Source organism: Anaerococcus lactolyticus S7-1-13 (genome assembly GCF_000758765.1).
GTDB classification, from domain to species: Bacteria; Bacillota; Clostridia; order Tissierellales; family Peptoniphilaceae; genus Anaerococcus; species Anaerococcus lactolyticus.
In genome coordinates this window covers 62,055-76,696 of record NZ_JRMW01000043.1, presented here as the reverse complement: position 1 = coordinate 76,696, position 14,642 = coordinate 62,055, and the positions used below count along the sequence as shown (strand labels likewise).

At 29.8% G+C, this 14,642-nt stretch carries 17 protein-coding genes; all 17 read right to left on the bottom strand.

Annotated features, from left to right (window positions below; translation table 11 throughout):
- Window positions 1-83: 83 nt before the first annotated feature.
- Window positions 84-2,516 carry an ABC transporter permease gene (locus HMPREF1630_RS08400; RefSeq protein ID WP_037328736.1) on the bottom strand — a complete coding sequence of 811 codons (2,433 nt, stop codon included), beginning with the start codon at window positions 2,514-2,516 and terminating at the stop codon, window positions 84-86.
- The gene (locus HMPREF1630_RS08395) at window positions 2,509-3,189 is read right to left on the bottom strand and encodes an ABC transporter ATP-binding protein (protein ID WP_037328734.1); all 681 of its coding nucleotides are present in this window, start codon (window positions 3,187-3,189) and stop codon (window positions 2,509-2,511) included. The genes HMPREF1630_RS08400 and HMPREF1630_RS08395 overlap by 8 nt, the downstream gene beginning before the upstream one ends.
- A gap of 46 nt (window positions 3,190-3,235) precedes the next feature.
- Window positions 3,236-4,096: a sensor histidine kinase gene (locus HMPREF1630_RS08390; protein ID WP_037328733.1), complete on the bottom strand. Its 861-nt coding sequence runs from the start codon at window positions 4,094-4,096 to the stop codon at window positions 3,236-3,238.
- A complete protein-coding gene (locus tag HMPREF1630_RS08385) occupies window positions 4,097-4,747 on the bottom strand; it encodes a response regulator transcription factor (protein WP_004827339.1) in 651 nt (216 codons plus the stop codon). It lies immediately after the preceding gene.
- 83 nt (window positions 4,748-4,830) lie between these two features.
- Entirely contained in the window at window positions 4,831-5,268 is a 438-nt protein-coding gene (locus HMPREF1630_RS08380; RefSeq protein WP_231549535.1) for a GNAT family N-acetyltransferase, read from the bottom strand.
- A 42-nt stretch (window positions 5,269-5,310) separates the two neighbouring features.
- Window positions 5,311-6,054, bottom strand: coding sequence for an alpha/beta fold hydrolase (locus HMPREF1630_RS08375; protein WP_037328731.1), 744 nt, complete (start codon window positions 6,052-6,054; stop codon window positions 5,311-5,313).
- A gap of 39 nt (window positions 6,055-6,093) precedes the next feature.
- Window positions 6,094-6,573, bottom strand: a complete 480-nt coding sequence (locus tag HMPREF1630_RS08370; RefSeq protein ID WP_037328730.1) for an ABC transporter permease — start codon at window positions 6,571-6,573, stop codon at window positions 6,094-6,096.
- 50 nt (window positions 6,574-6,623) lie between these two features.
- The gene (locus HMPREF1630_RS08365) at window positions 6,624-7,562 is read right to left on the bottom strand and encodes an alpha/beta hydrolase (RefSeq protein WP_004827335.1); all 939 of its coding nucleotides are present in this window, start codon (window positions 7,560-7,562) and stop codon (window positions 6,624-6,626) included.
- Window positions 7,563-7,718: 156 nt separating this feature from the next.
- A complete protein-coding gene (locus HMPREF1630_RS08360) occupies window positions 7,719-8,030 on the bottom strand; it encodes a PadR family transcriptional regulator (RefSeq protein WP_004827333.1) in 312 nt (103 codons plus the stop codon).
- Window positions 8,030-9,274 (bottom strand): DUF2812 domain-containing protein, encoded by a 1,245-nt coding sequence (locus HMPREF1630_RS08355; protein WP_037328728.1) that lies wholly within the window; start codon window positions 9,272-9,274, stop codon window positions 8,030-8,032. The genes HMPREF1630_RS08360 and HMPREF1630_RS08355 overlap by 1 nt, the downstream gene beginning before the upstream one ends.
- 183 nt (window positions 9,275-9,457) lie before the next feature.
- Window positions 9,458-9,850 (bottom strand): hypothetical protein, encoded by a 393-nt coding sequence (locus tag HMPREF1630_RS08350; RefSeq protein WP_037328855.1) that lies wholly within the window; start codon window positions 9,848-9,850, stop codon window positions 9,458-9,460.
- Window positions 9,840-10,052: a helix-turn-helix transcriptional regulator gene (locus tag HMPREF1630_RS08345; RefSeq protein WP_037328725.1), complete on the bottom strand. Its 213-nt coding sequence runs from the start codon at window positions 10,050-10,052 to the stop codon at window positions 9,840-9,842. Before HMPREF1630_RS08345 ends, HMPREF1630_RS08350 begins: the two co-directional genes overlap by 11 nt.
- A gap of 164 nt (window positions 10,053-10,216) precedes the next feature.
- Window positions 10,217-10,822, bottom strand: coding sequence for a hypothetical protein (locus tag HMPREF1630_RS08340; protein ID WP_037328723.1), 606 nt, complete (start codon window positions 10,820-10,822; stop codon window positions 10,217-10,219).
- A 6-nt stretch (window positions 10,823-10,828) separates the two neighbouring features.
- Window positions 10,829-11,230, bottom strand: a complete 402-nt coding sequence (locus HMPREF1630_RS08335; RefSeq protein ID WP_037328720.1) for an HIRAN domain-containing protein — start codon at window positions 11,228-11,230, stop codon at window positions 10,829-10,831.
- The gene (locus HMPREF1630_RS08330) at window positions 11,227-12,033 is read right to left on the bottom strand and encodes a molecular chaperone DnaJ (protein WP_037328717.1); all 807 of its coding nucleotides are present in this window, start codon (window positions 12,031-12,033) and stop codon (window positions 11,227-11,229) included. Before HMPREF1630_RS08330 ends, HMPREF1630_RS08335 begins: the two co-directional genes overlap by 4 nt.
- A gap of 421 nt (window positions 12,034-12,454) precedes the next feature.
- Window positions 12,455-13,075 carry a class I SAM-dependent methyltransferase gene (locus HMPREF1630_RS08325; protein WP_037328854.1) on the bottom strand — a complete coding sequence of 207 codons (621 nt, stop codon included), beginning with the start codon at window positions 13,073-13,075 and terminating at the stop codon, window positions 12,455-12,457.
- A gap of 413 nt (window positions 13,076-13,488) precedes the next feature.
- The gene (locus HMPREF1630_RS08320) at window positions 13,489-14,514 is read right to left on the bottom strand and encodes an alpha/beta fold hydrolase (protein WP_037328714.1); all 1,026 of its coding nucleotides are present in this window, start codon (window positions 14,512-14,514) and stop codon (window positions 13,489-13,491) included.
- Between the last annotated feature and the right edge of the window lie 128 nt (window positions 14,515-14,642).

Below are 14,642 nucleotides of genomic sequence, written 5' to 3'. Positions count from 1 at the left end.
AATATATACATATTTATAATATAAATTTTAATCACCTAAATCTACCCATAAAAAAGTGAATCGGTTGAAAAGATTTTTTTCATTTATTCTGTTCTAATTAGATCAATTGTTGGTCTGTCTAAAATTCTTTTTAGAGATAAGTGATATATTAGTAAATTTATTGCATAAACTACTAAGGCAAATCCAAAATACATTTTATAGTCGTAATATTTTAAAAGGATAAATAGGCTTAATTTCGGTGACAATATAGAGATTATTATCATGACTGTAAGACTTATAAATGTAACTAAAATAAAGGATTTGACTTGTTCTAAGAAAAATTCTTTTTCGTATTTTCTTTTTAGTTCATCCGCATCCATACCTGCAGAATATAAACTTCCTATTTCTTTTTTTCTAGATATTAAGGAGATATTTATTGAAGAATACCCATTTGTCACATTTAATATAAATATAATTATCCCTATTGCTAAGGAAATATACAGCAAATACTTTAGAGAAGATGCTTCTTGCTCTGCTATTTCTTTACCAACAAACACATAATATCTTTCATTGATTTTAAGCGATTCTCTAAGTTTATTTTCGATAAATTCTTTAGCGCTTGATAATTCTTTGTCCTCTATTTTCATTTTCAATGTATATGGATAATTTAGATAATTTTTGTCTTTAGCTTCTTCAATTAATTTAAAATAAGTTTCATAATCAGTAAATATATTTACAACAAAAGGAAATGGTTTAATCTCAAACTCTCCTGTATCGTAAATTTGTTTTGAAATCTTGATTTTCTTTTCAAAATCCACCATAGAGATATCTATATTATCTGGATTTTTAAAATATTTAACCATCTGTGCAGTGTCTATTGGTTCTAATGGGTCAGCTTGCACCTTATTATATAAGATAAACTCCCCTTTTTTTCCACCAAGTTTTTCTAAATCTTTTATATCAAGTCCAATAAGCGAGCCTTGTAAATATTCTTGCGATTTTTCTTTTAGATTTTCCTTAATCTTCTCATCTATTTTGTATATTTTTGCTTCATCAGCTAATTCCAAATTATTTTTAACTGCAATATACTTATCTTTATATATAAATGACTTCTTACATGGTATCTCTTTTTCAATATTTCTTAGAACATCTGGAACTTTTTTATCTGAGCTATAGTAAGTAGTGAGAATATTATAAGAACTGTCATAGTCATAATAATCTCTGAAATACTTACTTATGGATATTGTCAATATAAACATAGATATTATTAAAATACCAATTGCTGAAATATACCTTTGGCTTTTGATAGAAGAAAGATTGTTATTTCTTAATTCCTTCCATAAATCATCATTTTTCTTTTTCTTAGATCTCGATAAGTCAATATTTTCCCTTATGCCGTCTATTATATTTATCTTTGAAATCTTCCTAGCAGGTTTTATTATAGATAAACTCACCACTAAAAATGAAACAAATAATATTAGAATTGTTAAAAAAGGGCTAAATCTTACATATTCAAATTTTGATATTTGTAAGTTTTTTTGTGAAAAATCATATAGGCCATAGATTAGTGCAAATCCAAACAAGTGGCCTAATAAAATTGGCATCATTGAAATTAGACTAGCTTCTTTAAATTGGAACTTATATATTTGAAAATTGGTAGATCCTATTGATTTATAAATAGATAATTCTTTGATTTTCCTAAGTCCCCAAACCCAGAAAATGTTTCTTATAAAAAATATAAAAATACCGATCATTAAAACAAGAGTAAATATCATCACTGCCTTAGCCATTATTTTTTCTAGCCAAGTATCATTTACCCAATAATATTTTTCGATAGGTTCAAAGAATTTTATCTCTATTTTTCTGCCAAGTCGTTTTGAGATTTCATCTTCAAATATTTTTTTGTTTAGGTGAGCATCTACAAAATCATCAAATCTTAAAACCACAGGTTGGGCATCCTTTGTTGTATCATAGATTAGTCCATAAGACAAACCAGCATATTTATTATAGATATCTTCATAAATTCCAACCAATTTATAGGATTTCTCCTCTGTTTTATCAAAAGTTTCTTTTTCTAGTCTTGAATTCGCAGGATCTAATTCTTCTTTATCTAGGTATCTTTTACCAAAACTTATAGGGATTTCATCTCCTATTTTTAGTTTGTGCTTTTCCACAAGAGATTTTGATAACATTATCTCTTCAGGATTTTCTGGAAATCTTCCTTCCTCAGTAAATGAAAATTCCCTCATCTTATTAATGTGATTATCCTGTCTGTAAATGACTATTAAATCATCACCAAACTGTGCACTTGTGAAATTAATGTTAAATCGACCAGCTTCTTTGACTCCGTCTATTTCTCTAATTTTTTTAAGATCTTCTTCGCTTAGGTGGTCATCTATATGGGCATCAGCAAAATTTGACGCCCTTGTTTGCATATAATTTGCATCCAAGTTTACCTTGGCAAAATAAAATACAACTGTAAAAAACAAGGAAACAATAAAAACTGAAATAAAAATCGGAAAATTTTTCTTATTCATTTTTCTCATCTCCTATGATTTTCCCATCGACTATGGTCACAATTCGATCTGCCTCTAGAGCGATCTTTTCGTCGTGGGTGATTAGGATTATAGTTTGTTTTAGGGTCTTATTAAAATATTTAAAGATTTCAATTATTTCCTTAGAATTTTTCCTATCTAGGTTTCCAGTTGGTTCATCGGCTAGGATTATTGATGGTTTGTAAATTAAACTTCTAGCTATGGCGACTCTTTGCTGCTGACCTCCAGATAGTTCACTTGGGAAAGAATCAAGTTTATTTTCTATACCAAGTTTTTTTACTATATCTGAAAATTCATCTTGATTTATTTTTCTCTTATCAAGCTTTAAAGGAAGTTCTATGTTGTGCCTTACAGTTAGATTTTGAATTAAATTATAAAATTGATAGATTAATCCTACTTTTCTCCTTCTAAATAGGGCCAACTCTTTTGAAGAATATTGGGATATGTCGTTGCCGTCTATATAAACTTTTCCATCGCTTGGACTATCTACTCCTCCTATTATATGTAAAAGAGTTGATTTACCAGACCCACTAGGGCCTACGATTGCAACAAATTCTCCTCTTTCTATTGTGAGATCAACTCCATCTAAGGCAATGACCTTGGAATTGCCTTCCCCATATTCTTTTCTTAAATTTTCTACTTTTAAAATTTCCATACTTTCCTCCTTAATTTAAGGTAAGTATATAAAAGTAAAGTGATTTTTAGGTGACATTGTAAAATTTTATTTCAAACCTTGCACCATCTTTTGTATTATCAACAGATATTACTCCATTATTCTTTTCAACAATTGTCTTCGCCATGGCTAGACCTATACCAAATCCCTTTGAGTCTGGTGTTTTATAAAAACGTTTAAATATTTTTTTAATAGAATCTTTGTCAATTCCCCCTCCGTTATCTTCAATGATTAAGCTTGTATAGAGGGGATTTTTGTATGATGAAACCTCGATTTTATCACAAGAAGGTCTATTATCTGCATTTTTTAAAATATTAATAAGGGCTTCTGTTAGCCAATAAAAATCACCGAAAATAATATTTTCTTTTAAGTTATTTTCTATTTTTACACTTGTAGATCTTTTTATATCTATGGTGTCTAAAGCGTAGGTCACTAATTCATCAAGATTAATTTCTTCCTTTTTCATAAGATCTTTATTGGCATCAAGGCTTGATAGTTTGAGCAAAATATCTGATAAGGAATTTAGTCTTTGAATTTGCCTTCTTAAGATTCCTATATCATCATTATCTGGGTAATCAATTTCCAAATTTTCGGCAGAAAAAACCATGGAAGTGATTGGTGTTTTTATTTGATGGGCAATATCTTCTAGGTATTCTATTTGCTTTTCGCTATTTTTGCTTGTAGTTTCCTTGGCTTCTACTATTTCTATAAAAAGTTTGTAAGTTTTATCTTCTAAGATTGAAAAATCATCTTGCTTCATTGGGATTTTATAATTTTGATTTTTCATATTCTCTATTAAATCGATAATCTCATTAATTCTCTTTTTCTTTCTTTTTTCTAAAAAATAATAAAGTAAAAAAAGACTTATTATCCAAAATACATATACCATCTAGTCCATCCTATAACCAATTCCCCTGACAGTTGAGATTACTTCCCTGTCAAGCTTTTCTCTAATTCTTTTAATAGTTGATGTCAAGGTGTTATCATTTACAAATTTATCCCTATCTTCCCAAAATATTTCAAGAAGTTGGCTCCTTGTATAAACCCTGTGGGGATTTTTGATAAATAAAAGTAATATTTCGTATTCAAGTGGAGTTAAGTCAATATTTTCCCCTTTAAAATAGACTTTTGACTCGTTTAAATCTATTTTTATATCTTTATAAGAAATACTTTTATCTTGTGATATAGGCAGAGTCCTTAAAACAGCATCAATCCTCGCCCTTAGTATTGCAAGTGAAAATGGCTTGGTTAGGTAATCATCAGCTCCTTGGTCCAAAGCCTCTATTATAAAATCTTCATCATTTTTTACCGTTGTTACTATAACTCTGATGTCCTTTTCTTTTAATCTTTCTATCAGATGCTGGCCCTCTTTATCAGGCAGATTTATATCAAGAAGTGCTACATCAAAATCAACTTTCATCTTGTAAGTAGCTTCATAAAAAGACTTTGCAAGGTCTACCTCATAGCCATTTTTTATTAAATATCTTTTAATTTGCAAGCCAATATCTTCATTATCTTCTATAATTAAAATTCTTTTCATTTACTTCCTCGTTTTAAAATAGTATTTACAATATACCCTTATTAATTTTTAAAGAAAAACACCTATTGTTTATAGGTGTCTTGCTAAAATTTATGGTAGAAGCATGCAGAATCTTCTAAATCCCAGGCTCCTTCTTTTATATAAAAATTATAAGCAGGTGAATTTTTCAAAGTCGTAAAAAATGCACCACTTATAGATTTTTTCTTCAATTTCTTTATGGTTGTCTTATACAAATTCTCCCCTAATCCTAATCTCCTATATTTTTCTGAAATAAAAAATTCATCAATATAATAAGTAGTTTCACTAGCATATCTCCTAGAGTGTCCTAGTATTGCTCCTATTATTTCATCTACATCTGCTATAAGATATCCAGTAAAGTTTGGAAAATCACAAAGAGACGATAAGGATTCTAAGGCTGTTTCTTCTGTCCATTTATCATTCCAAGGTGGAGCATTATAAACTTCTACCATCAACCTTGATAATTTAGTTAAATCTACTTTTAAAATTTCCCTAATTTCCAAATTAATCCCTTCCTTATTTTTCTATATTTTTTTAATTAATTTTTAATCGTCCATGAATTTTTTCAATCTTTCAGCATATTCTTTTGGACTTTCATGCAAAAATTGGCCATGACCTAGGCCTTCAAAGACTTCTACTGTCATTTGTGGTAAATATTTTTTCAAATTCTTTTGACTTTTTTCTGGAATAGGCTCTTCGCTACCCCTCCAAAATAAAACGGGTTTAGGGTATTTTTTTAAATTCTCAGAAAATTTGTAATGGTAAATATAATTACAAACATTTTTAATTGTGGTTTTGCTAATTTTTGCATACATCATTTCGATGATGCTTGAATTATCCTTACCTGCGACCAAATCTAGCAAACATTTTGGAATTTTTTTGCCTTTTTTGATTATATTTGTTCCTATAATAAAGGCGTAAGTACAAGGATAAGCCATCAATCCCAAGTCGACAGTTATGGGTGCATCTAAGAGGACTTTTTCCACCCTAATATTGCCCCTAGAAATTAGGTCTACTGCAAGAGTTCCTCCCATAGAAAACCCGCAAAGTCCATAAAGTTCCCCATTTAACTCATTTAATATGAAAGATTCTATATCTTCAATTGTTTTTTCCATTGAGATCATATCATTTATGCAAGAATCACAATGGCCATCAAGCTCACAAAAAATCACATCATAATCAGTAAGATACGGCAAAAGTGGTTTAAAACATAAGTCTGCAGTTGATGCAAGACCGTGTATAAATAAAATTGACTTATTTGATTTTTCCCCATAGCAAGTAAAATTCATTATATTTCCTCAAGAAATTTCAGATGTTTCCATAATTTTTCAAAACAGAGTCAAAATATATCCATCTATCAAAGCAATTAAAAAGTACATGAAAAAGGCTCGAATAAATGATTCTATATGTTTTTTGGGATTTTGATAAAGGCTTTGATCTGGTATTTTTGATAATCTAATTCTTTTTGTCCTTCTCCACCACAAAAGGTCTATTACTAGAAGGTCGAAAACATTCAAGCCTTCTCCAATAATCAATAAGGCAGTGAAGTTTTGAATAAAACTTGCTTGACGGATTCTAAGACCTAATATTAAAAATAAAATTGAAAAGGTTACAAAGTTTGCCATAATTGTTGAAATTTTACTTTTTTCTCTATATTTTCCTCGGTATTCTTCTATTTCTTTGATTTTCGCTTGCACTTCTTCAGGGTAGGACATATAGTTTTTTAAATTTTTCTCATCAGTACCAGTGCCTAAATAACATATGGCGAAAAATATTAGACACAGAGTCAATAATACAGCTAAAACCATAAAGAACTCCTAAATTTTTTTCTAATTTATTTCCTAACAAAATTGGGACTTCAAGCTTTCAATAATTCAATTATTTCATCTTGAGCAATCCTTCCTTCTTTAAAAAACCTCACCAAAGGATAACAATGGCACATTCCTTCCCCTACCCTTATCTCATAAGAAGCCTTATATTTATCCATAGTTTTTTTAAATTCCTCAGCAAAGGCATAAAGACATTCATCTCCACCATAATAAAAATAAGTTTTTGGAAAATCTGTGAAATCTCCCCTTGTACCATCTAACATATATTCTGGCAAATCTTCATTTCCTTTCAAGATTTCTCTTGCAGTTATAAGATAGGTTGGATCTATCATAACATCTTTATAGTTAAGTTTTTTCAATTTATTCCATATTTCCTTATTTTCATCCAGTTTTACATCTGGAATCCCACCTGGAGATACTGAAATAATTTTCCCTGGCATTGGAAGAGGTCTACCCAAAGCATTATTATGCAAAAATATTCCAAGAGATAGGCAAGCTCCTGAAGAAAATCCGAGAACATTTATATTTTGTGCCTTATAAGTTTCTGTCATTAACCTATAGGTTTCAAAGCAAACTTCATAAGTTTTTCTTACATTTACATCTGCTGAGCATAGTGGATAAAATAAAAACCAAACATCTTTACCCGTTTTTTCCATAATTCTTTCAGATAAAGTAAAGTCTAATTTATTTGGTTGGGTAATCATACCTCCACCAAAAAGATAGAAAATAGCGCCATCGGCAGTTTTTTTATTTTTTTGATAAGTAAGAAGCCTAGATCCCATGACCTCTCTATCAAATAGATAATAATTTTTCTTCCTAGCCATCTTCTTAGCCTTATCTAAGTCAAAAACAACTTTAGCATTTTCGCCTTTTGCATACTCAAGCATCTCTTCCTTGTTTTTTAAAAACATTTTTTTAACTCCAAGAAGACTTACTATGCCTGCTGCTGTTTTATAAATCAAACTCACCTGCCACTCCTTCCTATGAATTCCAACAAACTATAAATTGATACTTATTATCACCTTCATTATACCCTGATTATAGTAGGGTATAATGTTTTCATAAAATTTTTAAATAGAAAATGGCCCTTAAGTTTTTGCATTAAAAGCCATTCTTTCTTTGATTTAATTTGTAAAATACTTATCATAATTTGAAAGTAAAAGTCTTAGTCTTCTAACTTCCTCATCGAGGAGGTCTCTGCCTTCTTCTGTTATAACATAATGCTTGCCTTTTTTTTCTACTTCTACACGTTTTATCAAGTCATTTTCTAAAAATTGTGCCAAAAGGGCATAAAGGGTGCCAGGAGCAAGTTTTATCCTTCCCTTGGTTATCTCTTCAACCCAAGATGTGATTTCTGCCCCGTTTCTCACTTCTCCTAAGGCCAAAAGGGTAAAATACATTGGTTCTGTTAGGGTTTGGAATTGATCTCTTGCCATTATTTTGCCTCGAGAATCTTTTCTATATCTTTTGTGACCTTTTCGTCATAGATATTGCCATCAACTTCCAAAACCATATTACCCTTTAAAATCAAATATGAATTCTCATCAGAAAGGCTATAGACCTTATCATAAGAAAAATCTTTTGAAATATCTTTTACAAATTCTGCCCTGTATGGATGGTTTTTAGCATTTCTAAGAATTCTATTAAATAAATCTTCCGCAAGCCCTTCAGAATTTACTACAGTTATTCTTATATTGAGGTCATTAGAATCTGCCATGTAGTCTTCACAGCTTTCCGCCAAGAAACTTGTAGATTCTTTCCTTACAGAAAAACCAGCTATTTCTTTTGTTTGTAAGTCATCTTTTAATGCAAGCTTAGCAAAAATACCAAGATTAGATATGCTAAATACCACAAACATTATTACTGGAATTAAAGCAAATAGAAATTTTTTCTGTCCTTTTTGTGCATCCATAAGTTTTACTTTTTTGATAAAGTAAGAGATAAGAATAACCATAAATATCATAGGAATCACGGAAATAAGTATTGTTAGCCCATAACCCATTTCTAGCTGATGTATTACTAATGCAATCCAAGATAAAATTATTAACACTATTGATAATACAGGTAGGAATGCTTGTAACTTTCCTATTCCCAATCCAGTAAATTTCAAATCTTTTATGGCTTTAACTTCACTATTTCTTCTCTTAAAACTTACATAATCTCCCAAAGATAAGAGTGATAATATGAGAAATAAACTAACAGCTGGTGCCATAAAAAATGGAAAATTAGAGTAATATATATCGCTTGACCTTAAACGGGCAATACTGGATAGAGCCAGAAAGACAAAAACAAGAAGATTCAAGCTTATTGTAATTAATTCTCCCTTAATACCTTTATTTAAAATCTCAATTTCATAAAAATCATCATTATATAGTGAATTTGATCCTTTCTCATCAACCTGATATAGGTTCATATTAAAACTTCTATCAACCATATGCCAACCATATTCTTCTGCCATCTCATCATAGTCTTTGAGTTCTTCCTTAGAAAACTTAACATACCAAGTCTCATTAGGAGCAATTGTAAATTGGTATTTTATATCAGCTGGCTCACACTTTTTAAACTGGTGAATGAATGGCAATATAATTTTTTCTATCTGCCAGCCTTGTTTCGCCATATCTTCATACCATTGTGCCATAGGACCGAAATTAGCATAAGATAAAAATCTAAACTTAAGCATTTTTGCCTCCTTTAAAATATCGATTCTCGATATTTGTTAATTCAATTATATATCGACAATCGATACTTGTCAATATAAATTTTAAGTTTAATAAAAAACCACCTACACTTATCAATAAAAGATAAGCAGCAGGCGGCTTAAGATAATATAAACATTCAAATTTCAGCGCTAATAAACTTACTATTAATATTTTTTCTCATAATAACTACTCACGAAAAAAGTTATTATAGGAAAAGAAATAATTCCAAGAGCTAAAATAATCGCAGGTAAATATGCCTTTGCAGAAAAACAAATCACAGCAGCAAGGCCCATGATAAGCATTAATATAGGTGTCATTGTTGCATTTACCTTATCCCTTATTTTTTCATTTCTCTCATCATTTACATTTATTCTGTAAAATGGATCTTCCTCCATCCTCCTATTATGACCTAGGCTAACACTAGAAATAGTCACACTAGTTGTAAAAATAAAAGGCAAAATTCTACTCAAAGTTTCATCATCCTTAAAAATAAATAAAGCCACCAAACTTATAAAACCAATTACATATCCTATATACCAAATTTTCTTATTCTTCATTGACATTCTCCTCCTCGTAGATAAAAATATCTTCAATGGCCATTTCAAAATATCTTGCAATCTTAAATGCCAAAATAATTGACGGATTATATCTCCCATTTTCTAGAGATCCCACAGTTTGCCTTGATACTTCAAGAATCTTCGCCAATTCTTCCTGGGTAATCCCCTTCTGTTTGCGAATCTCTTCTAACCTATTTTTCACATTTATCTACCTCCTATGACAAGCTAACTTTACATTTATTATAAGTCCTTTTGTTTTATATGTCAAGTTTACTTTCCGTTTTGTTTTAAAAATGAAACCTAGTTTAATCAACTCCCAAAGTGAACAAACTAGGTTTCTTCTATTCTAATAATAAAAATTTTTCTTTATATTTCATTCCAAATTTCGTATAAACTTTTACCATCAAATATTTTATAATAAAAGGCATCATTGATAGTGTCGAAAGTTTTTTCATCTCCTAAAAATCCTATAACTATATCCTTAGAAACACTTATTATCGCATCTTTCTTATTATAAGAAAATTCAAAGCCTTCTTTAAATTCTTTCCAATCGTAAGGAGTAAAAGTACTGTTCCCAGAAATGATTTTCTCTAAGTCTTCTACTAAATACTCTGTAAAATATTCATCATCTGAAATTACATAGTTGATCAAGTCTGGTTTTAGTACTTTCATCATTGCCAAATCATAAACCATCCTTGACATTTCAATCTTACTTGCTTCTATTTTTATTTTATTACTTGTTTTACTCCCTATAGAAATAGCTTTCGCCCATAAATCAGAAAATTCACCAAAAATATTAAAATACCTAAAGCCATTTTCTAATAAGCTTTTAACGCCCCTCTCTATTTTTAATTTATCCCTTACATGGTGTGAGATAATAAAAGCATTATTTCCAGATATGGGTTCAAAATTCATAACATGGCTATCTTTTATACAAATATTATCGCCAATCCATTCGTAATTATAATACATTTTGCTCTAACTTTCATGAAGGTAGATCTTAATTTTTATCCTTGCCCACTTACCACGCATATCCTTTTCCATTACTTTTGCAAAAAGAACTTTCCCAGCATCCATGAGCCTTGAAAATACTACATTGTCTTGGCGAGGTACATAGCCAATTTTTTCTTTTCCAAGGGTTTCTATTCTGATTGCCTGGGGATCGTGCTCATTTTCAATTTCTCGATAAAAAACCAATTTATCTTCAATCTTTAATGTTGAGTATATTCCTTCAATGCCTTCAACATGGGTTGTTCCTGCCACATAGGTATCGAAAAGATAAATATCCTGCTCAAAAGGCCTTGGTATATCTATCTCTCCACCAGTATTTACAAGATAATCAATTAGATTATTTTGATCTTTTTTTATTAAATCAGTCATTTTTTATCCTCTAATAATTCTTTAATGTATTCTTCCTGAGTTCTTATTGCTTGCTTGTAAGATTTCAACAATTCTTTTAGTTCATTAAGCTTTTCTGCTTTTTTCTCTTCGTCCTCAACATAAATTCGCCAAGAATAGGGAGGGATTGATTTTATTGTTTTAATACTGCTTTTAATTTTCGCAATTAAATCTTCTAGCCTTTCTATTTCCTCTTCCATAGATTTAAGGGATAAAGATTCATCATCCTCTATTTCTCCACTAGTTACAATTGTATATATAATCTGCAAGGTATTTAAATCACCATTTTTATATGATTCTGTTGAGGCAACAAACAATTCTTTTTCTTTGTCTGTGATATTTTGATTTATATCGGGATGGATTTTCTTTACAATTTTCTTATATATTTTTTTTATTAAAGCCGTATCTTCCTCAGATAAGGCTTTTGCTCTTGAATGTTCCAGTGCAGCCTTTAATTGAGAAACAGTGTCTTGGAGTTTCTCTTTGTAGTCATGAAATTCTATATCAAGCTTTTTCTCAATTTCTCCAAGGTCTATTTTTTCTTGTCGGTTTATCCTTGCTTGAATAAGGGATTTTTTTCTACGCAAACGTAAATATTCGTTAAAGGCCTTATTTACCCTATAAGTAAGGCTTCCAAAAGTTAACATATAGGAAGTTTGAATATTTTCACAAACTACATACAAAAGATTGTCCCTTTCAAAAATAAGATTTTCTACGTCTTTTTTGAGGTCTTGAATTTTTTTCTTTTTATTTTTATAATCTTCTATTTCAACAATTTGTCCCATAACATAACCTTTCATATATTATTTACATTAATACACAAAACTGAGTAATAATCAACCCACACACATTATAAATTTCATCCTTTCATAAATTGCATATGGATAAGCACCTTTTTGAACTAGCTTATCCTAATCAAAGATTTTTTCAGCGTCTGTAACTCTATCTGGAGCCATCATAGATTTGTCCTTTATGCTAATTGAAGGCAAAAATTCTAAGACATCATCCCCATACATTATAGTAATTTTAAAAATTGCACTAAGAATATCTCATTTTGATAAACCGAAAAATATGCACGATTCCAATTTCATAAGTATTGATTCACCAAGTGAAAATTCACAAAATAAATTTAACTTTATAGATACATAGACCATAAATATTGTCTATTATTCCCATTGCAATTCATTTTTACAAATACAAAATCTCTTAAGAATATTTTTGGGCAATCATCACCCCAATCGGTGCCAAACCTCCATATACCAATTTGATTTCAACTACCGAAAACCCATGTTTTTCAACAAAATCTTTAAATTGATTTTTATTCCATTCTTGATACATCTTAAATCCCAGAACAGACATCAAAGTCTTAATAATTTTTCTTTTTTTACCCTCTGTCCATAAAAAAGTAGGAGCAAGTAAAGTGCCGTTAGGCTTTAAAACCCTGTATATTTCTTTCATTGCACATTCTGGATTTGGCATAATATGAAGTGCATTAGCAATTAACACACAATCGAATTTTTCATTAGCGTAGGATAAATCAGTTGCATCAGCTGTTTCAAAGATAAGGTTTTCATATTCTCCACGCTTTTTAGCTTCAATAATCATTTGCTCAGAAAAATCTGTACCAATCCAACTCTTAGTCATCTTTGAAAGTGCAAAAGAAAATTGCCCTGAACCACAAGCAAGTTCAAGCACATCCATGTCTTTTTTCAGATAAGGAAGAATGTATTCACAAACTTCATCATATACCCCTTGATCTTTTTTCATAAAAGGTGCATATAGCTTAGCAAATCTATCCCAAAAATTTTTATTACCTTTATCAATCATTTTAAACACTTCCTTTAAATAATTCACTTTACTGATATTTATATTAATCATATTATCCATCATTAATAAGATAAGTTATTTATTATTCGTCTACTCTTTATAATATTATACCAAATATATTGTTGATATTAGTTATTATCTCTTATACTCATTAAATATTACTATAAAGTTCACTCTATTTAGACATAATTCCTTACCGTATATATTTTGAAAATGATTAACATGAGTTTATTAGTCATTAATGTCATTTAAGCATTTGCAAATTTTTTATTCAAACATTTACATTACTTCAAGCCTTGTCTTTTATATATTTTTTAAATTCATTTACTTACAGATATCCTCTTTCCATTTTCACACGAAAAAAAGACGATAGATTTTAAATTTCTACCGTCCTTAAATACCCAAGTATTTTATTATTTATGATTTTCTTTTAAGAAAGCATCAATAGCTTTTCTTGATTCACTTCTTGCTTTTTCATTGCCTTCAGCTGTTCCACCTGTTGCAACTCTAATTTTCCCTAAATCTAAAATACCATTGCCTGCAAATATATGCCCTGCTCCTTTATATGAATAAATCTTTGCCTTAGGGTTTTGTTCTTTTATTTTATTTGCCATGGCAAGGCTATCCCACATCAAATCATCCTCGCCTGCTATCATTAATATATTTGCCTTAATATTTTTGACTGGTATTAGTTTTTCTTGACTTGAGGAGTCTTTTTCTATTGCACTATTATAAGTTTCTTTAAAACTAATAGGACTTTTAATAATAGCTGGAACAATAATATTTTTTAAAAATGAGTTAAATGATGATTTTTTAATATCTATATATGGAAGTTCCTCTCCTTTATAGGCCCATGATGAACCATAATCTTTAAAATCTAGACCAGCAAAATTATAAGATGAAGGTGCCATCAAAATTAGATTATCTATTTCAGGATATTTGCTAGCCAAATTAAGGGCATATTCTGCCCCTTTTGACGCTCCCAAAACACTTATCGGTTTATTGTCTTTTATATTTTTATTTATATAACCTATAACATCTTCAAATTGTTCTAAGGGAATTTTTCTCAGAGTTTGTTCTTGGTTCTTCATGCCAAACATAAATAGTGCAAAGGTCTCATATCCCTCTTCAGCCAATCTTTTAGCAGTCTCAAAATTTGGACTTCCCTCAGAACCTCCAAAACAAATTACAAGACCCTTATGCGATTTTTCCTTAGGTACAAATCTAAAGCCTTGCATTCTACCCTCATCCACATAAGTTACATCAACTCCATCAATATCTGTAGGATATAGACTTATATTAGTAACATCCTTAAAATATTCAGGAAATTTCAAAGCATTGTTATCTTTATACTTATGGTCATTATATATTCTGCTAATAAAAACTAGAGCTAGTAAAATAATAACAATTGAAAAGATTCTAAAAAATTTTTTCTTCATTTTATTCCCCTACTTTAAAATAGCATACAGATTCTACTAGTATTTAAAAGATCTGTTTGTAGTTATTATATCCTTTTTAGAATATTATTTACACTAATCTACATTAACACTTTAATAACATCCATTAG

What these genes read in the sequence shown, in the direction of transcription:
- HMPREF1630_RS08370 (WP_037328730.1), bottom strand. Translation starts at nt 6,573, where the DNA reads ATGGTTTTAGCTGTATTATTGACTCTGTGTCTAATATTTTTCGCCATA.
- HMPREF1630_RS08350 (WP_037328855.1), bottom strand. Translation starts at nt 9,850, where the DNA reads ATGAAGAATAAGAAAATTTGGTATATAGGATATGTAATTGGTTTTATA.
- HMPREF1630_RS08390 (WP_037328733.1), bottom strand. Translation starts at nt 4,096, where the DNA reads ATGGTATATGTATTTTGGATAATAAGTCTTTTTTTACTTTATTATTTT.
- HMPREF1630_RS08355 (WP_037328728.1), bottom strand. Translation starts at nt 9,274, where the DNA reads ATGCTTAAGTTTAGATTTTTATCTTATGCTAATTTCGGTCCTATGGCA.
- HMPREF1630_RS08320 (WP_037328714.1), bottom strand. Translation starts at nt 14,514, where the DNA reads ATGAAGAAAAAATTTTTTAGAATCTTTTCAATTGTTATTATTTTACTA.
- HMPREF1630_RS08325 (WP_037328854.1), bottom strand. Translation starts at nt 13,075, where the DNA reads ATGATTGATAAAGGTAATAAAAATTTTTGGGATAGATTTGCTAAGCTA.
- HMPREF1630_RS08335 (WP_037328720.1), bottom strand. Translation starts at nt 11,230, where the DNA reads ATGACTGATTTAATAAAAAAAGATCAAAATAATCTAATTGATTATCTT.
- HMPREF1630_RS08395 (WP_037328734.1), bottom strand. Translation starts at nt 3,189, where the DNA reads ATGGAAATTTTAAAAGTAGAAAATTTAAGAAAAGAATATGGGGAAGGC.
- HMPREF1630_RS08340 (WP_037328723.1), bottom strand. Translation starts at nt 10,822, where the DNA reads ATGTATTATAATTACGAATGGATTGGCGATAATATTTGTATAAAAGAT.
- HMPREF1630_RS08400 (WP_037328736.1), bottom strand. Translation starts at nt 2,516, where the DNA reads ATGAATAAGAAAAATTTTCCGATTTTTATTTCAGTTTTTATTGTTTCC.
- HMPREF1630_RS08375 (WP_037328731.1), bottom strand. Translation starts at nt 6,054, where the DNA reads ATGAATTTTACTTGCTATGGGGAAAAATCAAATAAGTCAATTTTATTT.
- HMPREF1630_RS08330 (WP_037328717.1), bottom strand. Translation starts at nt 12,033, where the DNA reads ATGGGACAAATTGTTGAAATAGAAGATTATAAAAATAAAAAGAAAAAA.
- HMPREF1630_RS08360 (WP_004827333.1), bottom strand. Translation starts at nt 8,030, where the DNA reads ATGGCAAGAGATCAATTCCAAACCCTAACAGAACCAATGTATTTTACC.
- HMPREF1630_RS08385 (WP_004827339.1), bottom strand. Translation starts at nt 4,747, where the DNA reads ATGAAAAGAATTTTAATTATAGAAGATAATGAAGATATTGGCTTGCAA.